General features: G+C 73.4%; 17 protein-coding genes. 7 read left to right on the top strand and 10 right to left on the bottom strand.

Annotated elements, in window-relative coordinates:
* Positions 1–381: 381 nt before the first annotated feature.
* Entirely contained in the window at positions 382–1,605 is a 1,224-nt protein-coding gene (locus CG747_RS33855) for an amino acid deaminase/aldolase (protein ID WP_100605691.1), read from the top strand.
* Positions 1,606–1,657: 52 nt separating this feature from the next.
* Here the strand turns inward: CG747_RS33855 and CG747_RS33850 are convergent, their stop codons facing one another.
* The 4 genes from CG747_RS33850 to CG747_RS33835 all read right to left on the bottom strand — a co-directional run bounded on the left by CG747_RS33850 (position 1,658) and on the right by CG747_RS33835 (position 6,679).
* Entirely contained in the window at positions 1,658–2,995 is a 1,338-nt protein-coding gene (locus CG747_RS33850; protein WP_100605690.1) for a hypothetical protein, read from the bottom strand.
* A gap of 89 nt (positions 2,996–3,084) precedes the next feature.
* Positions 3,085–3,885, bottom strand: a complete 801-nt coding sequence (locus CG747_RS33845; RefSeq protein WP_100605689.1) for a 3-oxoacyl-ACP reductase — start codon at positions 3,883–3,885, stop codon at positions 3,085–3,087.
* A 43-nt stretch (positions 3,886–3,928) separates the two neighbouring features.
* Positions 3,929–5,302, bottom strand: a complete 1,374-nt coding sequence (locus CG747_RS33840) for an aldehyde dehydrogenase (RefSeq protein ID WP_100605688.1) — start codon at positions 5,300–5,302, stop codon at positions 3,929–3,931.
* A 9-nt stretch (positions 5,303–5,311) separates the two neighbouring features.
* Positions 5,312–6,679 carry a glutamine synthetase family protein gene (locus CG747_RS33835; protein WP_100605687.1) on the bottom strand — a complete coding sequence of 456 codons (1,368 nt, stop codon included), beginning with the start codon at positions 6,677–6,679 and terminating at the stop codon, positions 5,312–5,314.
* A 73-nt stretch (positions 6,680–6,752) separates the two neighbouring features.
* On the opposite strand from CG747_RS33835, the gene CG747_RS33830 reads away from it, so the two are divergent.
* The 3 genes from CG747_RS33830 to CG747_RS33820 all read left to right on the top strand — a co-directional run bounded on the left by CG747_RS33830 (position 6,753) and on the right by CG747_RS33820 (position 9,879).
* Positions 6,753–7,484 (top strand): FadR/GntR family transcriptional regulator, encoded by a 732-nt coding sequence (locus tag CG747_RS33830; protein WP_100605686.1) that lies wholly within the window; start codon positions 6,753–6,755, stop codon positions 7,482–7,484.
* A gap of 149 nt (positions 7,485–7,633) precedes the next feature.
* Positions 7,634–9,109, top strand: coding sequence for an ethanolamine permease (gene eat, locus CG747_RS33825; RefSeq protein WP_100605685.1), 1,476 nt, complete (start codon positions 7,634–7,636; stop codon positions 9,107–9,109).
* 59 nt (positions 9,110–9,168) lie between these two features.
* Positions 9,169–9,879 carry a gamma-glutamyl-gamma-aminobutyrate hydrolase family protein gene (locus CG747_RS33820; protein ID WP_100605684.1) on the top strand — a complete coding sequence of 237 codons (711 nt, stop codon included), beginning with the start codon at positions 9,169–9,171 and terminating at the stop codon, positions 9,877–9,879.
* A 72-nt stretch (positions 9,880–9,951) separates the two neighbouring features.
* On the opposite strand, the gene CG747_RS33815 is transcribed toward CG747_RS33820, so the two are convergent.
* On the bottom strand, positions 9,952–10,515 hold the full coding sequence (locus CG747_RS33815; RefSeq protein ID WP_100605683.1) for a helix-turn-helix domain-containing protein: 564 nt from the start codon (positions 10,513–10,515) through the stop codon (positions 9,952–9,954).
* Positions 10,516–10,678: 163 nt separating this feature from the next.
* On the opposite strand from CG747_RS33815, the gene CG747_RS33810 reads away from it, so the two are divergent.
* Entirely contained in the window at positions 10,679–11,812 is a 1,134-nt protein-coding gene (locus tag CG747_RS33810) for an aryl-sulfate sulfotransferase (protein WP_100605682.1), read from the top strand.
* Between the two features lie 3 nt (positions 11,813–11,815).
* The gene (locus CG747_RS33805) at positions 11,816–13,120 is read left to right on the top strand and encodes a uracil-xanthine permease family protein (protein WP_100605681.1); all 1,305 of its coding nucleotides are present in this window, start codon (positions 11,816–11,818) and stop codon (positions 13,118–13,120) included.
* Positions 13,121–13,146: 26 nt separating this feature from the next.
* Here the strand turns inward: CG747_RS33805 and CG747_RS33800 are convergent, their stop codons facing one another.
* Positions 13,147–14,109 (bottom strand): LysR family transcriptional regulator, encoded by a 963-nt coding sequence (locus CG747_RS33800; protein ID WP_374701854.1) that lies wholly within the window; start codon positions 14,107–14,109, stop codon positions 13,147–13,149.
* 70 nt (positions 14,110–14,179) lie between these two features.
* On the opposite strand from CG747_RS33800, the gene CG747_RS33795 reads away from it, so the two are divergent.
* Positions 14,180–15,343 carry a TDT family transporter gene (locus tag CG747_RS33795; RefSeq protein WP_100605702.1) on the top strand — a complete coding sequence of 388 codons (1,164 nt, stop codon included), beginning with the start codon at positions 14,180–14,182 and terminating at the stop codon, positions 15,341–15,343.
* Between the two features lie 19 nt (positions 15,344–15,362).
* Here CG747_RS33795 and CG747_RS33790 read toward each other — a convergent pair whose 3' ends face one another.
* The 4 genes from CG747_RS33790 to CG747_RS33775 form a co-directional block, all read right to left on the bottom strand.
* Positions 15,363–16,121: a helical backbone metal receptor gene (locus CG747_RS33790; protein ID WP_100605680.1), complete on the bottom strand. Its 759-nt coding sequence runs from the start codon at positions 16,119–16,121 to the stop codon at positions 15,363–15,365.
* 134 nt (positions 16,122–16,255) lie between these two features.
* On the bottom strand, positions 16,256–16,687 hold the full coding sequence (locus CG747_RS33785; RefSeq protein WP_257980917.1) for a hypothetical protein: 432 nt from the start codon (positions 16,685–16,687) through the stop codon (positions 16,256–16,258).
* 203 nt (positions 16,688–16,890) lie between these two features.
* Positions 16,891–19,491 carry an ABC transporter permease/substrate binding protein gene (locus CG747_RS33780; protein WP_100605679.1) on the bottom strand — a complete coding sequence of 867 codons (2,601 nt, stop codon included), beginning with the start codon at positions 19,489–19,491 and terminating at the stop codon, positions 16,891–16,893.
* Positions 19,484–20,692: a glycine betaine/L-proline ABC transporter ATP-binding protein gene (locus tag CG747_RS33775; protein ID WP_100605678.1), complete on the bottom strand. Its 1,209-nt coding sequence runs from the start codon at positions 20,690–20,692 to the stop codon at positions 19,484–19,486. Before CG747_RS33775 ends, CG747_RS33780 begins: the two co-directional genes overlap by 8 nt.
* Positions 20,693–20,702 lie beyond the last annotated feature (10 nt).

Raw genomic sequence — 20,702 nt, 5'->3', positions numbered from 1 at the left:
CGGGGCCGGGGCCGCGGGCGGCGGGATGGTGGGGTCGGCGGGGACCGGGCGCAGGACGGTGGTCTTGGGGTCCTCGTCGGCGGGCGGCTCGGCGGGACGGTGCGGCGGTCGCGGAGGTATGGGCGGGATGCGTGGAGCATCGGCGTAATCGGCGTCGGCGCTCACCAGCGCTCCCCCTCGCACGGTGTGCCCCGGACCCGACAAGCAATCGGGGCAGGGTGGTTCGTATCCGGACATCACGCCGCTGACCTGCTGGTTGCGGTGTCGAGCCACTGTAAGGGCTGCCCCGGCCGCCGCTCCAACCCCTGGACGCCCCGACGTCGCTTCCGGCGTGGTTCGTCCCCCTACCCAGTGGTAGCGGTGTCTGGCAGGCTGCGGGCCATGCCCCAGGACCTCGCCGCCGCGTATGCCGACAAAGCCTGTTACGACCGGGCCACCGCCCCTCTCGACGCGCCGTTGGCCGTCGTGGATCTGGCGGCCTTCGACGCCAACGCCGCCGATCTGGTGCGCCGTTCGAAGGGGAAGCCGATCCGGGTGGCGAGCAAATCGGTGCGCTGCCGGGCCCTGCTGGAGCGGGTGCTGGCGCGCGACGGCTTCGCGGGGATCATGAGCTTCACGCTCGCCGAGTCGCTGTGGCTGGCCCGGTCGGGCTTCCCGGACGTGCTGCTGGCGTACCCGTCGGCGGACCGGGCCGGCTTCGCCGAGCTGGCCGGGGATCCCCGGCTCGCGGCGGCGGTGACGGTGATGGTCGACGACCCGGCGCAGCTGGACCTGATCGACGCCGCGCGCCCGGCCGGTCCGGGCCGCGGCGAGGAGCTCCGGGTCTGCCTGGAACTGGACACCTCGTACCGGCTGCTGGGCGGGAAGGTCCGGGTCGGGGCCCGGCGGTCGCCGCTGCGGGAGCCGCGGGCGCTCGCCGCGCTGGCCCGGACCGTGGTCCGGCGCCCCGGATTCCGGCTGGTGGGGCTGATGGCCTACGAGGGGCATGTGGCGGGGGTGGGCGACGAGGTCGCCGGGAAGCCGGTGTTCTCGCGGACCATCCGGCTGATGCAGGCGGCGGCCCGGAAGGAGCTGGCGCGGCGGCGCTGGGAGGCCGTGCGGGCGGTGCGGGCGGTGGCGCCGCGGCTGGAGTTCGTCAACGGCGGCGGGACGGGGAGTGTGCAGCACACCGCGGCGGAGGCGGCGGTGACCGAGATAGCGGCCGGTTCGGGGCTGTACGTGCCGCGGCTGTTCGACAACTTCCGGTCGTTCCGCGGGCGTCCGGCGGCGCTGTTCGCGCAGCCGGTGGTGCGCCGGCCGGGGCCCGGTGTCGTGACGGTGCTGGGGGGCGGCTATCCGGCGTCGGGGGTGGCCGGGGCGGACCGGCTGCCGGAGCCGTATCTGCCGGCCGGGCTGCGCTACGACCCGCAGGAGGGGCCGGGCGAGGTGCAGACGCCGCTGCTGGGGGCGGCGGCGGACGGGCTGACGGTCGGCGACAAGGTGTGGTTCCGGCACGCCAAGGCCGGGGAGCTGTGCGAGCGGTTCGCGGAGCTGCACCTGATCGAGGGGGATCGGGTGGTGGGGACGGTGCCGACGTACCGGGGCGAGGGCCACACCTTCCTGTAACGGCGTCACAGGTCGGCGGTGCGGCCCCCACCGGGCCGGTCGGTGGTCCGGGTCAGCCGTGGATCCGGTCCTGCTGGTCGGCGACGACGGTGCCGTCGGGGCGGCGGACCGGGCCGAGGGTGCCGTCGGTGTTGGTGTAGCCCTTGGTGGCGCAGGGGTAGGCGCCGGACTTGCCGGGCAGCGGGTCGATGAACATCGGGTTGACCACCCAGCGGCCGTCGGCGTTGTCGTAGCCGCGGCACATCAGCTCGTCCTTGTTGCGGTTGATGGCCAGGTGGGCGCCGGTGGCGTCGCCGACGAAGGTGACGTCGGTGTTGGCGTCGCCGCCGCCCAGGGCGATGCGGTGCGCGGGGTCCTGCTTCCGCCAGGCTTCGGCGCCCTTGATCCCGTAGATCTCCTGGTTGATCCAGCAGCGCTTGCCGTCGATGTACGGGATGACCGCGCCGGGGCCGTCCTTGACGTCGCCGCAGCCCGCGATGGTGGTGGTGAGGCGGCCGTCGCGGACGCGGTTCCGTATGCCGATGGTGTGCCGGGCGTCCACCCCGACGCCGCCGGACCACGCCTCGGCGACGGTCTCCGACGACGCGGAGACGATGTAGACGTCGAAGCCGGCCGCCTTGAGGGTGCGGATCAGGTCCTTCTGCTGGTCGTAGTAGCGGATGTAGCCGGCCAGCTTGTGGGTGCCCACGGTCTGCACGGTGCCGATCGGCGCGGCGAGGTTCTCGGCGCGGGCCTGCTTGGCGTAGGCGGTGAGGGTGGCGGGCTTCAGGCCGGCGAAGAGCTGGGGGACCCAGGCGTAGTCGGGGACCGTGCGGCGGTGGTTCCACTCGCCGGCGAAGGCCGCGGCACCGCTCATGGTCTTCGCCTCGCCGCGGATCTCCATGATCTCGTCGGCGCAGGCGGTGTTGGTGGAGGTGCGCAGCGGGCGGCCGGGGGTGCCGATGCCGCAGGCCCGGGTCAGCGCCCGGTCGGCGGCGGCGGTGAGCCAGGGGCTGGTGTCCCGCCAGTTCTTGGGGCGGGGCACCTTGTCGTGCTTGACCATCCAGGCGAGGGTGGCGTCGGAGATGTCGTTCTTGACGACGGTGTTGTCCCAGTCGAAGGCGGCGACCGGGCGGGGCCCCATGGACAGGGGCTGCGCGGAGCGCATCCGGCCGGGGTGGAGGTCGGGCGACGGGTGGGCGGAACAGGTGCCGCGCTCGTCGATCATCTTCTGGAGCTTGGCGCGGTTGTCGCCGTACCAGGGGATGTCCTTGGAGAGCTGCGGGCAGTGGGCGCGGGCCGGGGCCTGGGCGGAAGCGGCGGCGGTGGCCGGCGTGGTGGCCGTGAGGGCGGCGAGCGCGGCGGTGCCGGCCAGGCCCAGGGCGAGCAGCCGTCTGGTGGGGGCGGTCATGTGTCCTCCGTGGTCAAGGGGGGAAAGCACACCGGGACCGGCACGCGGAGGCGCCGGTCCCGATGTTGATCATGGAGACTACAGGGCGGCTACAGGGGGGTGACGTAGGCGCCCGCGATGCCGCCGTCGACGAGGAATTCGGCGGCGTTGACGAACGAGGAGTCGTCGCTGGCGAGGAAGGCGACCGCGGACGCGATCTCCTCGGGCTCGGCGAACCGGCCGACCGGGACGTGCACCAGGCGGCGCGCGGCGCGCTCGGGGTCCTTGGCGAACAGCTCCTTGAGCAGGGGGGTGTTGACCGGCCCCGGGCAGAGCGCGTTGACGCGGATGCCCTCGCGGGCGAACTGCACGCCCAGTTCGCGGGACATGGCCAGCACGCCGCCCTTGGAGGCGGTGTAGCTGATCTGCGAGGTGGCGGCGCCCATCACGGCCACGAAGGAGGCGGTGTTGATGATGGAGCCGCCGCGCCCGGTCTGCTCGAACTGGCTCTGCATGTAGGGCAGGGCGTACTTGCAGCAGAGGTAGACGGAGGTGAGGTTGACCTCCTGGACGCGCTTCCAGGCGTCGAGTCCGGTGGTGAGGATCGAGTCGTCGTCGGGCGGCGAGATCCCGGCGTTGTTGAAGGCGATGTCGACCGAGCCGTAGGTGTCGAAGGCGGTCCTGTAGAGCGCCTCGACCTGTTCCGCGTCGGTAACGTCGACCTGGACGAAGGTGCCGCCGACCTCGTCGGCGGCGGCCTTGCCGGCCGTCTCGTCGATGTCGGCGCAGACGACGTTGGCGCCTTCGGAGGCCAGTCGGCGGGCGGTGGCCAGGCCGATGCCGCTGCCGGCTCCGGTGATCACGGCGGTACGGCCGACGAGGCGGCGGCACACGGCGGTCTGGTCGGTCACTTGCTCTCCTCGCGGGTGGTGGCGGTGCTGGTTGCGGTGCGGGTCACGAGCCGGCCGGCTCGGTGGCGATGAAGACGTTCTTGGTCTCGGTGAAGGCGGCCAGCGCGTCCGGGCCCAGCTCGCGGCCGAGTCCGGACTGCTTGAATCCGCCGAACGGGGTCCAGTAGCGCACGCTGCTGTGGGAGTTGACGGAGAGGTTGCCGGCCGCGACGGCGCGCGAGACGCGCAGTGCCCGGCCGACGTCACGGGTCCACAGCGAGCCGGACAGGCCGTAGTCGGTGGCGTTGGCGAGCCGGACCGCCTCGGCCTCGTCCTCGAAGGGGAGGACGACGGCGACCGGGCCGAAGATCTCCTCGACGGCGGTGCGGTCCTCGGGGCGTCCTTCCAGGACGGTGGCCGGGTACCAGAAGCCCTTGCCGGCGGGGGCCTCGCCGCGGATGGCGGTTGGTGCGTCCTCGGGGACGTAGGAGCGGACCCGGTCGCGCTGGGCGGCGGAGATCAGCGGGCCCATCTGGGTGGCCGGATCGGACGGGTCGCCGACCGTGAACGCCTTGACGGCGGGCTCCAGCAGCTCCAGGAAGCGGTCGTAGACGCCGCGCTGGACCAGGATGCGGCTGCGGGCGCAGCAGTCCTGGCCGGTGTTGTCGAGGAAGGAGCCGGGGGCGGCGGCCGCGGCGGCCTCGACGTCGGCGTCGGCGAAGACGATGTTGGGGCTCTTGCCGCCGAGTTCGAGGGTGAGCCGCTTGGTCTGCGCGGCGCACTGGGCGGCGATCCGGCGGCCGGTGGCGGTGGAGCCGGTGAAGACGACCTTGGCGACGCCGGGGTGGTCGACCAGTGCGCTGCCGGTGACCGGTCCCTCGCCGGGCAGGACCTGGAAGAGGCCCTCGGGGAGCCCGGCCTCCAGGGCGAGTTCGGCGAGCCGGAGCGCGGTGAGCGGGGTGGTCTCGGCGGGCTTGAGGAGGACGGCGTTGCCGGCCGCGAGGGCGGGGGCGGTGCCCCAGGCGGCGATCGGCATCGGGAAGTTCCAGGGGGCGATGACGGCGACCACGCCGAGCGGTTCCTGGAGGGTGATGTTCAGGCCGCCGGCCACCGGGATCTGGGTGCCGGTCAGGCGCTCCACTCCCCCGGCGGCGTAGTGCAGCAGGTCGCGGACGTTGCCGGCCTCCCAGCGGGCGTTGCCCAGGGGGTGGCCGGCCTCGCGCAGCTCCAGTTGGGCCAGCGGCTCGATCTGGGCGTCGACGACGTCGGCGAACCGGCGCAGCAGGCGGGCCCGGTCGCCGGGGGCCACCGCGGCCCACGCCTCCTGGGCGGCGGCGGCCCGGCGGACTGCCGCGTCGACCTCGGCGGGCGAGGTGGTGGGGACGGTGGCCACCACCTCCTCGGTCGCCGGGTTGAGGATGGTCAGCTCTTGCAGCACGGGCGTTCCTTACATGCGCTCGAAGGAGCGGAAGCGCTCCCAGTCCGTGACGGCGGCGTCGTAGGCGTCCTGTTCGACGCGGGCCATGTGGCGGTAGTGGTCGACGACCTCGTCGCCGAAGGCCGCGCGGGCGATCGGGCTGTGCTCCCACAGCTCGGCGGCCTCGCGGAGGGTGGTGGGGACGTGTGCGGCGTCGCCGGTGTAGGCGTTGCCGGTGGTGGCGTCGGGGAGTTCGAGCTCGTGCTCTATGCCGTACAGGCCGGCCGCGACCATGCCGGCGACCGCGAGGTAGGGGTTCACGTCGCCGCCGGGCAGGCGGTTCTCCAGGCGGTGGCCGCGGCCGTGGCCGACCACCCGCAGGGCGCAGGTGCGGTTGTCCGGGCCCCAGGCGACGGCGGTGGGCGCGAAGGAGCCGGGGCGGAACCGCTTGTAGGAGTTGATGTTGGGGGCGTAGAGGAGCGTGAAGTCGCGCATCGCGGCGAGTTGGCCGGCGAGGAAGTGCCGCATGGTCTGCGACATGCCGTAGGGGCCGGCGTCGTCGGCCAGCACCGGCCTGCCCTGCTCGTCCTGGAGCGAGAGGTGGATGTGACAGGAGTTGCCCTCGCGCTCGTCGTACTTGGCCATGAAGGTGAGCGCCGTGCCCTCCTGGGCGGCGATCTCCTTGGCGCCGGTCTTGTAGATGCTGTGCTGGTCGCAGGTGGTGAGCGCCTCGTCGTAGACGAACACGATCTCGTGCTGGCCGAGGTTGCACTCGCCCTTGGCGGACTCCACGGTCATCCCGGCCGCGCCCATCTCGTTGCGGATCCGGCGCAGCAGGGGTTCGACGCGGCCGGTGCCCAGGACGGAGTAGTCGGCGTTGTACTGGTTGGCCGGGGTCATCTGGCGGTAGCCGCGTGACCAGGCGTCCTCGTAGGTGTCCTTGAAGACCATGAACTCCAGCTCGGTGCCGACGTACGCGCGCCAGCCGCGCTCGGCCAGCCGGTCGAGCTGGCGGCGGAGGATCTGCCGGGGGGAGGCGACGACCGGGGAGCCGTCGTGCCAGGCGAGGTCGGCGGTGATCAGGGCGGTGCCGGGGTTCCAGGGGGTGCGGCGGAGGGTGGCGGGGTCGCCGTGCATGGCGAAGTCGCCGTAGCCGCGTTCCCAGGAGGACATCGCGTAGCCGTCGACGGTGTTCAGGTCGACGTCGACGGCGAGGAGGTAGTTGCAGCCCTCCGTGCCGTGTTCGAGGACGGTGTCGAGGAAGTAGCGGGCGGCGAACCGTTTGCCCTGGAGCCTGCCTTGCATATCGGTGAAGGCGAGGACGACAGTGTCGATCTCCCCGTTGTCGACGAGGACGCTGAGCTCCTCGACGGAGAGCGGGGGCGTGCGGTCTGCCACGGTGGTGCCTCCTGTCGGTGCATCCGGAGGTCATAAGGTAGGCACACGAACCATTGATTGGGAAGGGGTTCAGATGGACGGTGCGGCCGATCGGCTGGCGCCGGTGCTGCGGCCGGTCCGGGCGGGCAACGGCTTCGAGGAGGCGCTGGAGCAGATACTCCAGATCGTCCGGCTCGGGCTGGTCCCGCAGGGCGAACGGCTGCCCGCCGAACGGGAGTTGGCGGAGCGGCTGCAGATCAGCCGGGTCACCCTGCGCGAGGTGCTGAAGGTCCTCCAGGACGAGGGGCTGGTGGAGAGCCGGCGCGGCCGGTACGGCGGGACCTTCGTACGGATGCGCACCGAGAACCCGGGCGAGGCGGAGCTGCGGCGCCGGATCGACAAGACCGATGTGGAGGACATCCTCCGCTTCCGGGAGGTGCTGGAGGTCGGCGCGGCCGGGCTGTGCGCGGCACACGGGCTGTCGGACGCGCAGGCGGAGCGGCTGCGCGAGGCGCTGGCCGCGACCCAGGACGCGCCGCTGGCCGACTACCGCCGGCACGACACGCTGCTCCACCTGACCCTGGCGGAGCTGTCCGGGTCGCCGTCGCTGGCCGCCCAGTACGCCGCGGTCCGGGCCGGCGTCAACGACCTGCTGGACTGCATCCCGCTGCTGGTGCGGAACCTGGAGCACTCGCAGACACAGCACGCCGCGCTGGTGGAGGCGGTGCTGGAGGGCGACGCCGACGGGGCCCGCGAGGTGATGCGGGAGCACTGCTGCGGCACCGCGGCGCTGCTGCGCGGCTTCCTGGCCGCGCCGGTCCGCTAGGGCGTGCCCGCAAAGTCCCGCCTGCCGCCCGCGCTCCGGCACCTCGTCGCCGGTCTTTTGCGCACGGGTCTTGCGCTGACCCCCTCCGGACGACAAAGGTATGCGGCTAAACCTTTACTCCGGTTGTCCCCGCAAGGCAGGAGCGGCTCATGGCCGACAGCACCCGTGCGAAGACCGCAGCGACCGCCGCCTCCCCGGGCGGCGGGCCCCCGGGCGACGGCGACGCCTACCTGGAGCGGCGGACCCTGCGCCGCGGCAGCGCCGGCCCGCTGCTGCTGACCGGCCTGGGGGTGGCCTACGTCGTCTCCGGCGACTTCTCCGGCTGGAACAACGGCCTGGCCCAGGGCGGTTTCGGCGGTCTGGCGATCGCCGCGGTCCTGATGGGCCTGATGTACACCTGCCTGGTCTTCGCACTGGCGGAGCTGGCCTCCATCCTGCCCACCGCGGGCGGCGGCTACGGCTTCGCCCGCCGCGCGCTGGGCACCTGGGGCGGCTTCCTGACCGGCACCGCGATCCTGATCGAGTACGTCCTGGCACCCGCCGCGATCTCCATCTTCATCGGTGACTACGTCGAATCGCTGGGCCTGTTCGGACTCCACTCCAGCTGGCCCGTCTACCTCGCCTGTTTCGTCATCTTCATCGGGATCCACCTGTGGGGCGTGGGCGAGGCGCTGCGGTTCAGCCTGATCGTCACCGCGGTCGCGGTCGCCGCGCTGCTGGTCTTCGCGGTCGCCGCGCTCAGCAACTTCCATGTGGACACGCTCAACGACATTCCGGTGAAGTCCGGTGCCTTCGGGGCGAGTTCCTGGCTGCCGTTCGGCGTGCTGGGCATCTGGGCGGCGTTCCCGTTCGGCATGTGGTTCTTCCTGGGCGTGGAGGGGGTTCCGCTGGCCGCGGAGGAGACCAAGGACCCGGTGCGCTCGCTGCCCCGGGCGATGGCGGCCGCGATGGGCGTGCTGCTGCTCCTCGCGGTGGTCACCTTCACCGCGGCGACCGGGGCGCGCGGCTCGGCCGCGATCCAGTCCGTCGGCGACCCGCTGGTCCAGGCGCTCCAGCCGCACGGCACGCCGACCACGGTCAGCCGGATCGTCAACTACGCCGGGCTGGCCGGACTGGTGGCGTCCTTCTTCTCCCTGATCTTCGCCGGGTCCCGGCAGCTCTTCGCGCTCTCCCGGGCCGGCTACCTGCCCCGCTTCCTCTCCCTGACCAGCCGCCGCAAGGCGCCCTACCTGGGGCTGCTGGTCCCCGGCGCGCTGGGCTTCGCGCTCGCCGCGGCCACCGGCGACGGCGCCCGGATGCTCAACGTCGCGGTCTTCGGCGCCACCATCTCCTATGCGCTGATGGCCCTTTCGCACCTCGTGCTGCGCCGCCGCGAGCCCGGTCTGCACCGCCCGTACCGCACCCCGGGCGGCATGCTGACCTCCGCCGTCGCCTTCGTCCTGGCATGCTCGGCGCTGGTGGCGACGTTCCTGGTCGACAAGGAGGCCGCGTTCATCGCGCTCGGCGTCTACGGGGTCGCCCTGGCCTACTTCGCCTTCTACTCCCGCCACCGGCTGGTGGCCGCCGCGCCCGAGGAGGAGTTCGCGGCGCTGGCCGCCGCCGAGGCCGAACTCGAACGCGACTGACCCGCCGCCCCGCACCGCCCCGCACCGCCCCGCACCGCACCGTACGGAGGATCCGCCCGATGTCCCAGTCGCAGCCGCCCCTCATCGGCATCAGCACCTACCAGGAAGAGGCCCGGTGGGGGGTGTGGACGCTGCCCGCCGCGCTGGTGCCCGCCGGGTACCCCCGCCTGGTGCGGCGCGCCGGCGGGCTGGCCGCGCTGCTGCCGCCCGGCGACCCGGAGACCGCCGCGGCGACCGTCGCCCGGCTGGACGGACTGGTGATCGCCGGCGGCGCGGACATCGCCCCGGGCCGCTACGGGGCGGAGCCGCACCCTCGCACCGGCCCGCCCGCACTGGACCGGGACGCCTGGGAACTGGCCCTGATCGAGGCGGCGTTGGCGGCCCGGGTGCCGCTGCTGGGCATCTGCCGCGGGCTCCAGCTGCTGAACGTGGCACTCGGCGGCACCCTCGTCCAGCACCTGGACGGGCACTCCGGCCCGCCCGGGGTCTTCGGCCGGCACGAGATCACCCCCGTGCCCGGCACGCTGCTGAGCACGGCGCTGCCCGAGCCGGTGGCCGTGCCGACCTACCACCACCAGGCCGTGGACCGGCTCGGCCGCGGGCTGACGGTCTCGGCGTACGCGGAGGACGGCACCATCGAGGCGGTGGAGCTGCCGGACGCACCGGTCTTCACGCTGGCGGTGCAGTGGCATCCGGAGGCCGGTGAGGACACCCGGGTGATGGACGCGCTGGTCGCGGCGGCCCGCGGGACGGCCCCGGCCGGGGTGTGACCGCCTGAGGGGACGACCTCCTGACCATGTGGGCGGCCGGCCGTGCAAGCGGCCGGCCCGCCGACCGGCGCCTCACCCCCGGAAGTCGTCCGAGACCCCCACCAGCAGCACCCGCGTCGCCGGGGCCAGCGACCGCCAGCGGTGGGTGACCCCACCGGCGCAGTAGAGGGTGTCGCCGGGCCCGAGTTCGTAGCGCCGGCCGTCCGCCTCGGCCTCCACCGCGCCCTCGACCACGTACATCACCTCGTCGTGCGGGTGCCGGAAGGCGCGCTGCCAGTCGTGCCGGCCGGTGAACTCCAGGGCGTGCAACTGCTGGTGGCCGCGGACCAGCGGGCGCACCCGGCCGGCTTCGCCGTCCTCGGGGACGGCGGCGGAGTCGGCCCGCACCACATCGACCGTGCGCGGCCCGTCGGCGGCGGCCAACAGCCGGACCGCGGTGGTCTCCAGGGCGTCGGCGATCAGCTGGAGCGAGCGCATGCTGGGCCGGGCCCGGTCGTTCTCGACCTGGCTGAGGAAGGGCGCGGAGAGGCCGGTGGCGCGGGCGAGGTCGGCCAGCGTCAACTCCCTTGCGCGGCGCCGCCGTCGGACCGCCGCCCCCACCCGCGGGACCTCCGCCGCGGCCTCGGTCCCGCTCATCGCTCGCCCCTCACCGGCACCATCGCGCACCCCTCGTCGAGCTCCTCACCGAGCTCCTTATCGAGCCGTTCACAGCCCTGCAACACACCGGCCCTAGCGTCTACGCTGTTTGATCCCATCAAACAAAGTTTGACAAGACGTAGTTTGACGAGGGGAATTCGGCATGAAACCCGGCCTGACCGCAGTCGATCAAAACACACGCCGTCGCCGCGGCACCGGCCTGATCGCGCTCGACGCCACCACCGCCCACGACGGCTACACGCTCTACGCCCCGCTCACCGGCGGCGGCCAGGTCCTCCTGATCGACCTGAACGGCATCGTCGTGCACCGCTGGCACCTGCCGCACCGCCCCGGCCGTCACGCCCGCATCCTCCCCAACGGCAACCTCGCCTACAACGCCACCCTCCCCGACCAGGACGCCCTCTTCCCGATGTGGCACAAGTACCGCGGCGGGCTGATGCAGGAGATCGCCCCCGACGGCACGGTGCTGCGGTCCTTCACCGATCCGCTCCAGCACCACGATGCCCACCACTACGGCGACGGGCGGATCCTGTACTCCGCACTGGAGCCGCTGACCGGCGACCGGGCCGCTGCGGTCCGCGGCGGCGTCCCCGGCTCCGAGCCGCACGGCACGGTCTACGCCGACACGATCCGCGAGGTCGACGCGGACGGGCGGCTGCGGTGGTCCTGGAACGCCGCCGACCACCTCGACCCGGACGCCTACGCCCTGCACCCCGCCTACTCCCGCGAGCACTGGCCGCTGATCAACTCCGTGCTGCCGCTGGCCGACGGCGACGTCCTGGCCAGCCTGCGCAGCTCCTCGGCGGTGATCGTCATCAGCCGGGCGACCGGCGAGGTCCGCTGGCGGACCGCACCGGGGCTGGTCTCCCAGCAGCACCACCCCACCGAGCTGCCGAACGGCAACTTCCTGATCTTCGACAACGGGGTCTTCCGGCCCGGCTGCGACGTCCCGTACTCCCGCGTCATCGAGGTGGACCGGGCGACCGGCACGGTGGTCTGGGAGTACCACGACCCCGCCCGGGAGGCGTTCTTCGCGCCCTTCATGGGCAGCGCCCAGCGGCTGCCCAACGGCAACACACTGGTCACCGACTCCCCCGCCGGCCGGCTCTTCGAGGTCACCGCCGAGGGCGAGGTGTGCTGGGAGTACGTCGTCCCGGAGTTCGGCGCGTACCGCGAACCGGAGGTCGGCGAGCTGTTCCCCACCCAGAACAACGCGGTCTTCCGCGCCTACCGCTACGCCGCCGGGGAACTCCCCTGGCTGAAGCGGCAGGTGTGAGCGATGGCCGCCCCCGGGCCCGGGCCCGCCGTGGCGCCGGTGGACGAACGGGTGCCGCTGCCCCGGCTGGTGCCGCTCGCCGCCCAGCACGTCCTGGCGATGATCGCCGCCCCGGTCTCCACCGTCTTCCTGCTGGCCGGCGGGCTGCACCTGCCGCCCGACCGCACCGCCGCCCTGCTCAGCGCCACCCTCGTGCTGTGCGGCGCGGGGGCGCTGCTGCAGTCCCTCGGGGTGCTGCGGATCGGTGCCCGGCTGCCGTTCGTGATGCTGCCCGGGGGCGCGGCGGCCGCCCTCTTCCTCCAGATCGCCCGGGAGCACGGCGCGGCCACCGCCTCCGGTGCGGTGCTGCTCGCGGCCGCGCTGCTGCTGGCCGTACTGCCGCTGTACGGGCGGATCGTGCGGTTCTTCCCGCCGCTGGTGATGGGCACGACGGTGCTGGTCATCGGGGTCAACATGGTCTCCGCGGCGGCTCCGATGGCGGCCGCCGGCGGCGGGTCGGCGCTGGTCACGGTCGCCGCCACCGCACTGGGCTTCCTGCTGCTGCGCGGCGTCTGGCGGCAGCTGTCGGTCCTGCTCGGCATGGCGGTGGGCACCGCCGCGGCGGCGCTGTCCGGCGCCCCGTTCCGCGCCGTCCCCGGGGACGCGGTCCTCGCCCTCCCCCGCCTCCTGCCCTACGGCATCCCGCACTTCGACCTGCTCGCCGCGCTGCCGCTGCTGGTCTTCGCCCTCGCCTCGCTCGCCGAGGCGACCGGTCAGACGGTGCTCAACAGCGAGGCGGTGGGGCGGATCCCGGAACCGTCCCGCGACGTGCCGCGCACCGCCCGCGCGGACGCGGTGGCCTCGCTCGCCGCCGGGCTGTTCGGCGGCCCGACGATGGTGACCAGCGCGGAGAACATCGGCATCGTCCGACTCACCGGCGTCCGCAGCCGGTTCGTGACCGCGGCGGCCGGGGCGCTGCTGGTGCTCGGCGGTCTGCTGGCCCCGGTCACCCGGCTGCTGGCGGCGCTGCCGGTGCCGGTCGTCGGCGGCGCCGCCCTGGTGATCTACGCGGTGATCGCCGCCATGGGCATCGACATGCTGCGCCGCACCGACCTCGCCGACCGCGCCGCCTCCACCGTCGTCGCCCTCTCCCTCCTCGCCGGCCTGCTCCCCGTGCTGGCCCCGCGGCTGTACGCGCCGCTGCCCGGTTGGGCGCACACCCTCTTCGGCAGCGGCGTGCCGGCCGCCGCGCTCACCGCCGCGGTGCTGTCGGCGCTCTTCCGCCGGCTGGACGCGGCCGGCCGGGCGGCGCCGGCCGGGGCGGGCTGAGCGCGGCGGGCCGGGATCCGGCCGGGTCAGGGCGTGCCGCGGGTCAGCCCCAGCAGGTCGCGGGCCGGGCCCACCGGACGCTGGCCGGCCCGCCACACCGCGCGCAGCTCCCGCCCCAGCCGCAGCCCCCGCACCGGAACCTCCACCAGCCGGCGCGCGGTCAGCTCCTCCCGCACCGCCAGCTCGCTCAGCACGGACGGGGCCGCTTCGCTGACCACCGCGGACTTCACCGCGGTGGTCGAGGCGAGTTCGAGCAGCGGCTCGGCCAGGCCGCCCGCCCCGGCCAGCGCCGCGTCCAGCACCTGACGGGTGCCCGAGCCGCGTTCCCGCAGGATCAGCGGGGTCGCGGCGAGTTCGGCGGGGGCCAGTTCGGTGCGGCGCCGGGTCCAGGGGTGGGACGGGGCGGCCACCACGACCAGCCGGTCCTGCCCGACCACCGCGCCGTCCAGCCCCGCCGGGACATCCAGCCCCTCCACGAAGCCGAGGTCCGCCTCGCCGGCCAGCAGCCGCTCGGCGACCGCGCGGGTGTTCCCGGCCAGCAGCGACACGGCCGTCCCCGGGCGCTGGGCGCGCAGCGCGATCAGCCAGCCGGGCAGCAGGTACTCGGCGATGGTCATGCTGGCCGCGACCCGCAGCCGGGAGTCGCGCCGCCCGCGCAGCGCCTGGGTGCCCGCGTCGAACGCCTCGGCGGCCTCCACCACCCGGCGCGCCCAGTCGGTGACCAGCACCCCGGCGTCGGTCAGCCGGGAGCCGCGCGGCGACCGCTCGACCAGCGCCACCCCCAACTGCCGCTCCATGGACCGGATCCGGCTGCTGGCGGCGGGCTGGGTGATGCCCTGCGCCCGGGCGGCCCGCCCCAGGCTGCCGAGCCGGGCGACGGCCAGCAGCAGTTCCATCGCCCCGAGGTCCGGCACCCGGTGGTGCAGCGGTACGCCGACCGCGTCGTCCGCGTCCGGCGGCCCGGACCACCCATACGTCTCCCCACTCATCACTCCAGCTTATGCCGTCATAGAGACAAGGTCCCTGGTGGGCGCCGCCCGCGCCGGTGACGCTGGTGACATGCCAACGCTCGCCCACGCACCGTCCAAGAATTCCGCCGCCAGCGGCAACGCCCCCGGCACCGGTCCGTCGGTCCGTCACCTCGGCCCGAACTGGTACGCCGCCGTCATGGGCACCGCGATCGTCGCCAACGCCGGGGCGACGCTGCCGCTCAACGCGCCCGGCCTCCGCGTGGCCTACCGGGCGGTCTGGGCGCTGTCGGCACTGATGCTGCTCGCGCTGCTGGCCGCCCGCACCGTCCACTGGGTCCGCCACCGCGACCAGGCCCGCCGCCAGCTGCTCGAACCCACCGTCGCCCCGTTCTACGGGTGCCTGGCGATGGCGCTGCTGGCGGTCGGCGGCGGCACCCTCGCGGTCGGCAAGGACGTACTCGGCGAGCCCGCCGCGGTGGCCGCCGACGCCGTGCTGTGGACCGCCGGGACCCTGGTCGGCCTGGCCGCCGCCGCGGGCATCCCGTACCTGATGGTGGTCCGGCACCGGATCGCCGAGGGCAGCGCCTCGCCGGTGTGGCTGCTGCCGCTGGTCGCCCCGATGGTCTCGGCGGCGCTGGGCCCCGCGCTGGTGCCGCATCTGCCGCCCGGCCAGGCGCAGGAGGCGATGCTGCTGGCCTGCTACGCGCTGTTCGGGATGTCCCTGCTGATGACCCTGATCGTCCTGCCGCTGGTGGTCAGCCGGCTGTTCCACCACGGCCCGCTGCCGCTCGCCCTCACCCCCACCCTCTTCCTCGTCCTCGGGCCGCTGGGCCAGTCCACCACCGCCGTGAACAACCTCGCCGACGCCGCTCCCGGCGTCGTCACCCCGTCGTACGCGCACGCCATGGGCGCCTTCGCGGTGCTCTACGGGGTGCCGGTGATGGGCTTCGCCCTGTTGTGGCTGGCGCTGGCGGCGGCGCTGGTGGTGCGCGCCGCCCGCCACGGGATGGGCTTCGCGATGACCTGGTGGGGCTTCACCTTCCCGATCGGGACCTGCGTCACTGGCGCCGCGGGCCTGACCCGGCACACCGGGCTGGCGGCCTTCGGCTGGCTCTCGGTGGCGCTCTACGCGTTCCTCGTGGCAGCGGTCGCGGTCGCCGGGACGCGCACCGCGCACGGACTGCTGCGCGGCACCCTGCTCGCCCCGCCGCCGCAGCCCGCCGAGCCGCCCCGGCAGCCGGCCGCGGCGTAACGGCTCACGGCGTAGCGGCTCACGGTCCGGTGCGGTGGAGCAGCGCCGGACCGTCCAGCGCCGCCGCCAGCACCCGCGGGGCCTCCACCAACGACGGCCCGTACCAGGTCAGATGGCGCCCGCTGACCAGCGCGGCGGGCAGCCGGGGGAACGCCTCGGGCCCGTCCCCGGCGGTGAAGCGGTACGGCTCGTCCGGCAGCACGACCAGGTCCGCCGGGCCGGCGTTGAGCTCGTCGAGCGGGATCCGCGGGTACCGGTCGGCGTGGTCGCCGTACACGTTGCGCACCCCGAGCCGGGCCAGCACGTCCCCGGCGAAGGTGTCCCGGCCCAGCACCATCCACGGCCGCCGCCAGATCGGCACCACCGCGGCCCGCTCCGGCGGCCGGGGCGGCAGCGGCCGCCAGGCGGCCTCGGCGGCGTCCAGCCAGCCGGGCCGGGTCAGCCCGCAGCCGTCCACCAGCACCCGGCCCAGCTCCCGGAACGCCTGCTCCAGGGTGCGGACCTCGGTGACCAGGACCGCCAGCCCGGCGGCCCGCAGCGCGTCGAGGTCCTGCGGGCGGTTCTCCTCCTCGTTGGCGAGCACGAGGTCCGGGGCCAGGGCCGCGATCCGGGCCGTATCGGGGTTCTTGGTGCCGCCGATCCGGACGACGTCGAGTCCGGCCGGATGACTGCACCAGTCCGTCGCCGCCACCAGCAGCCCCGGCGCACTCACGGCCACCGCCTCGGTCAACGACGGCACCAGGGACACCACCCGCCGATCGGCGCTACGCAGAGTCATCCCCCCACGGTACGCCCCTCACACGCACCTCACGATTCCCCAACCCCCCACCAACACCACCTGGTTGACACCACCCAGCCCGGCCCACCACCACCTCTTCCCATCCACCCACGGGAGGTGGTGGGCCCCCGGCGTCACCCCCGCGCCGACGCCCGCCGCAACCAGTACGCCGCCCCGCCCGCCACCGCGAGCAGCGCCAGCCCGCCGACCGCCTGGGCCACGCCGACGTTCTCGGGCCGCCCGTCGGTCACCGTGACGGTCTCGACGTGCCGGGCCCCGCCGGGCCCGCACTCGATGGTCACCCGGTAGGGCCCCGGCTCCGTCCGCTCGTCGACCCGCACCTCGGCGGTCATCCCCTCCTCACCGGGCCGCAGCGCCACCGCCCCGAACAGTTCCGAGGCCGCGGTGGCCTCCTGGACGGGGCCGCACCACCCGCCGTCGCTGATGCTGACCCGCTCACCGGCGACCACCGGATCGGGCGCGGCCGCGGCGCGGGCGGCGGGTGCGGCGGCGGTGACCGCGAGGAGGCCGAGCAGCACGGCGGCGGTCGGACGCGCAGGGTTCACGGTCGGCTCCCGGGCCGGCCGCGGCCGCCACGGCCGCCGTGGACGGACACCGGCACAGGCCGAGCGAACCACCGGCCGGCCCGACCGGCCAGGCGGGCGCGCCCAGTGGGGTGGCCGCCCGCCGCCGCGCCCGCGCAGGACGGCGCGCCCCGCCCCGGCCGTTGCCGGGGCGGGGCGCGCCGCCATGTGCCCGTGGTCCGGGGCTACTTCACCGGTGCCATCTTGTCCACGATGCCCGGGTGGTCGCCGATCCACTTCTCGACGCCCTTGTCCTCGTTGCCCTTTCCGGCGTCCTGGATGCCCTTCTCCAGGCTGCCGAGCTCGTCGGGGGTCATCTTCCAGTTCTTCATCCAGCCGTAGAGCTCCGGGAACTTCTTCGGGAAGCTCTTGTTGCCGAGCGTCTTGATCTGGTTGTTGGCGCCCCAGGTGCCCTTGGGGTCGGCGAGCTTGGTGAGCTGGTACTTGCTGTACGCCCAGTGCGGCGACCACAGGACGACCGCGATCGGCTCCTTCTTGTGGTACGCCCGGTCCAGCTCGGCGAGCATCGCGCTGGTGCCGGCCGACGTGACCTCGAAGTCCGACAGGCCGTAGGCGGGCAGGACGGTGCTCTTCAGGCGCTGCATCTCGCCGGTGCCCGGTTCGATGCCGATGATCTTGCCCTTGAACTCGTCCTTGTGGGCCTTCAGGTCGTCCATGGACTTGACGTCCTTGACGTACGACGGGACCGCGATCTCCAGGGAGGTCTTGTCGTACCAGGCGCCGACGTCGGTGAGGTCGTCCTTGTACTGGTCCCAGTACTGCTTCTGGGCGACCGGTAGCCAGCCGTCGGTCTCCACATCGATCTGGCCGGTGGACAGGCCGGTCCACATCGGTCCGACGTCGAGGTTGCGCAGGTTGGGGTGGTAGCCGCGCTTCTCCAGGACGTTCTTCCACAGGTAGGCGGTGGCGATGCCCTCGTCCCACGCCGGGTAGCCGATGTTGGGGGCCTTGCCGGCGTCCGCGCCCTTGGCGTAGGTGGCGTGCGCGGACGGGGCGATCTTCTCGACCAGGCCGGGGTTCTTCTTCAGCCAGGTGCGGACGCCGTCCTGCTCGTGGCCCTCACCAGCCGACTTGATGTCGTTCTCCAGGCTGGTGAGCTGCTTCTCGTCGAGGTGGAAGTTCTTCATCCACTTCGCGACCTCGGGCATGTCCTTGCCGAAGCCCTTGCGGCCGATCAGGTGCAGCCCGTCACCGGAGCCGAAGGAGCCCTTGGGGTCCTTGAGCTTGGTGAGCGGGTACTTGTCGTACGCCCAGTGCGGGGACCACAGGGTGACCGCGATCGGCTTCTTGTCGTGGATGGCGCGGTCCAGCTCGCTCAGCATGGAGGCGGTGCTGGACTCCTGCACCTGGTACTCGCCGTCGAGGCCGTAGTCCTTGAGGACCTTGTCCTTGAGGATCTTCATCTCGCCGGCGCCCGGCTCGATGCCGGTGATCTTGCCGCCGAACTCGGCGCTCTTCCCCTTGAGGTCGTCGAGCGTCTTGACGTCCTTGACGTACGACGGGACGGCGATCTCCAGGGAGGTCTTGTCGTACCAGGTGCCGAGGTCCTCCAGCTTGTCCTTGTACTTGTTCCAGTACTCGGCGTGGGTGGTCGGCAGCCAGGCGTTGGTCTGGACGTCGATGTCGCCGCGGGCCTGCCCGGCGAAGAGCGGGCCGGCCTCCAGGGCCTGGACCTTGGGCTTGTAGCCGCGCTCCTCCAGGATCTCCTTCCAGAGGTAGGTGGTGGCCTTGCCCTCGTCCCAGTTGACGTAGCCGAGGGTGATCGGCTTGCCGTCGGCGCCGGACGCGCCGCCGCCGCTCTTGCCCAGGAAGCTCATCCCGCCGGCGAGCAGCGCCAGGACGACGACGCCGACCATGGCCACCGAGGTCGCCGGCCGCCACTGCAGGAACTTCCAGCGGCCCAGTGCCGCCTGCGCCTTGGCCAGCGCCCGCCGGCCGAGCGGCGAGACCCGCTGGTTGAGCGCACCGGTCATCCGGTCCAGGTACATGGCGAGGATGACCACGGCGAGGCCGGCCTCCGCGCCCAGGGCCACGTTGACCGAGCTGATGGCGTTGTAGACGGACGCGCCGAGGCCGCCGCCGCCGACCATGCCGGCGATCACGACCATGGACAGCGCGAGCATGATGACCTGGTTGATACCGGCCATGATCGTGGGCAGCGCCAGCGGCAGCTGGACCCGCAGGAGGGTGCGCCGCGGGTGCGTACCGAACGCCTCGGCCGCCTCGACCAGCTCCCCGTCGACCTGCCGGATGCCCAGCTCGGTCATCCGCACCGCGGGCGGCATGGAGAACACGATGGTGGCGACGATGCCGGGGACGACACCGAGGCCGAAGAAGAGGATGCCGGGGATGAGGTAGACCATCGCCGGCATGGTCTGCATCAGGTCCAGCACCGGGCGCAGGATGCCGCCGACGACCCGGCTGCGGGCCGCCCAGATGCCCAGCGGCACCGCGACCACCACGGTGATCAGGCAGGCCACCAGCACCAGCGAGAGCGACTCGATGGTCGGGCTCCACTGCTGGATGGAGTCGATCAGCGCGAAGCCGAGGAAGGTCAGCACCGCGGCCGGCAGACCGCGCAGCCACCAGGCGAGCACCGCCAGGATGCCCGCGAGGAGCAGCGGCTGGGGGGCCGCGAGGACGGCGTGGATGGCGTTGTACAGGCCGTTCAGGACCGTGGTGATGAGGTTGAACAGCCAGTCGAGGTTGTCCCGCAGCCAGTTGACGGCGTCGTTCGCCCAGCTGCCTATCTGGATCCTAGGCATCGGTGGTCACCGTCCCCTCGGTCGGACCGGCGGGCTCGGTGTCGGCCGCTTTGGTGGAGTCGGTGGGCGCACCGGCGGGCGCGGGGTCGGCGGCCGGCCCGGACTGGGCGGGCACGTCGGCCGGCGCGTCCGGCCGGCCCGACTCACCGAGGACGGCGAGCAGCCGCTCCCCGGTGATCGCGCCGGCCAGCTCGCCGCTCTCGTCGGTGACGGCGACCGGCACGTCGCTGGCCGAGCAGGCGGTGAACAGGTCGGCGAGCGGGGTGTCGGGGCCGACGGTGGCGGGCGCGGCCGCCTGGAAGTCGGCGGCCGTGGCGAGCTCGGTGCCGTCCTGGGCGGTGGTGCCGAGGACGCTCTCGACGTCCGTCATCACCGCACCGGCGGTCAGCACCCGGCTGCGGTCCACGTCCTGGATGAAGGAGGCGACGTAGTCGTTGGCGGGCCGGACGAGGATGTCCTCGGCGGTGCCGGTCTGGACGATCCGGCCGTCGCGCATCACCGCGATCCGGTCGCCGAGCCGCATCGCCTCGTTGAGGTCGTGGGTGATGAAGACGATGGTCTTCTTCAGCGTCTTCTGGAGCTCCAGCAGCTGGTCCTGCATGTCGCGGCGGATCAGCGGGTCGAGCGCGCTGAAGGACTCGTCCATCAGCAGCAGGTCGGCGTCGGTCGCCAGCGCGCGGGCCAGACCGACCCGCTGCTGCATACCGCCGGAGAGCTCGTCCGGCCAGGACTTCTCCCAGCCCTTGAGCCCGGCGAGCTCCAGCGCCTCGGTCGCGCGGCGCTCCCGCTCGGCGCGCGGCACGCCCTGGACCTCCAGGCCGTAGGCGGCGTTCTCCAGCACGCTGCGGTGCGGGAAGAGCGCGAAGTGCTGGAAGACCATGGAGATCTTCCGGGAGCGGACGGCGCGCAGCTCCTTACCGCTGAGCGAGGTCAGGTCCTGGCCGTCGAAGCGGACGGTGCCCGCGGTCGGCTCCAGCAGTCCGTTCAGCATGCGCAGCAGCGTGGACTTGCCGGATCCGGACAGACCCATGACGACGAAGATCTGGCCCTCGCCCACCTCGAAGGAGGCGTCGATCACCGCGGCGGTGGTGCCTTCGGCCCGCAGTTCGTCGCGGCCGGCGCCGGCCTGGAGTTTGCGGACCGCGTCATCGGGTCGTCTGCCGAACACCTTGTACAGGTGCTCGGCTTGAAGCCTGGACACATATGCCTCT

The sequence above is a fragment of the Streptomyces sp. CB02959 genome (assembly GCF_002803155.1).
GTDB lineage: Bacteria > Actinomycetota > Actinomycetes > Streptomycetales > Streptomycetaceae > Streptomyces.
The sequence above is the reverse complement of the archived record's forward strand: the minus strand, read 5'-3'. Positions and strand labels throughout refer to the sequence as shown.

What these genes read in the sequence shown, in the direction of transcription:
- CG747_RS33850 (WP_100605690.1), bottom strand. Translation starts at nt 2,995, where the DNA reads ATGACCGCCCCCACCAGACGGCTGCTCGCCCTGGGCCTGGCCGGCACC.
- CG747_RS33810 (WP_100605682.1), top strand. Translation starts at nt 10,679, where the DNA reads ATGAAACCCGGCCTGACCGCAGTCGATCAAAACACACGCCGTCGCCGC.
- CG747_RS33820 (WP_100605684.1), top strand. Translation starts at nt 9,169, where the DNA reads ATGTCCCAGTCGCAGCCGCCCCTCATCGGCATCAGCACCTACCAGGAA.
- CG747_RS33855 (WP_100605691.1), top strand. Translation starts at nt 382, where the DNA reads ATGCCCCAGGACCTCGCCGCCGCGTATGCCGACAAAGCCTGTTACGAC.
- CG747_RS33800 (WP_374701854.1), bottom strand. Translation starts at nt 14,109, where the DNA reads ATGAGTGGGGAGACGTATGGGTGGTCCGGGCCGCCGGACGCGGACGAC.
- CG747_RS33815 (WP_100605683.1), bottom strand. Translation starts at nt 10,515, where the DNA reads ATGAGCGGGACCGAGGCCGCGGCGGAGGTCCCGCGGGTGGGGGCGGCG.
- CG747_RS33780 (WP_100605679.1), bottom strand. Translation starts at nt 19,491, where the DNA reads ATGCCTAGGATCCAGATAGGCAGCTGGGCGAACGACGCCGTCAACTGG.
- CG747_RS33805 (WP_100605681.1), top strand. Translation starts at nt 11,816, where the DNA reads ATGGCCGCCCCCGGGCCCGGGCCCGCCGTGGCGCCGGTGGACGAACGG.
- CG747_RS33830 (WP_100605686.1), top strand. Translation starts at nt 6,753, where the DNA reads ATGGACGGTGCGGCCGATCGGCTGGCGCCGGTGCTGCGGCCGGTCCGG.
- eat (WP_100605685.1), top strand. Translation starts at nt 7,634, where the DNA reads ATGGCCGACAGCACCCGTGCGAAGACCGCAGCGACCGCCGCCTCCCCG.
- CG747_RS33795 (WP_100605702.1), top strand. Translation starts at nt 14,180, where the DNA reads ATGCCAACGCTCGCCCACGCACCGTCCAAGAATTCCGCCGCCAGCGGC.
- CG747_RS33790 (WP_100605680.1), bottom strand. Translation starts at nt 16,121, where the DNA reads ATGACTCTGCGTAGCGCCGATCGGCGGGTGGTGTCCCTGGTGCCGTCG.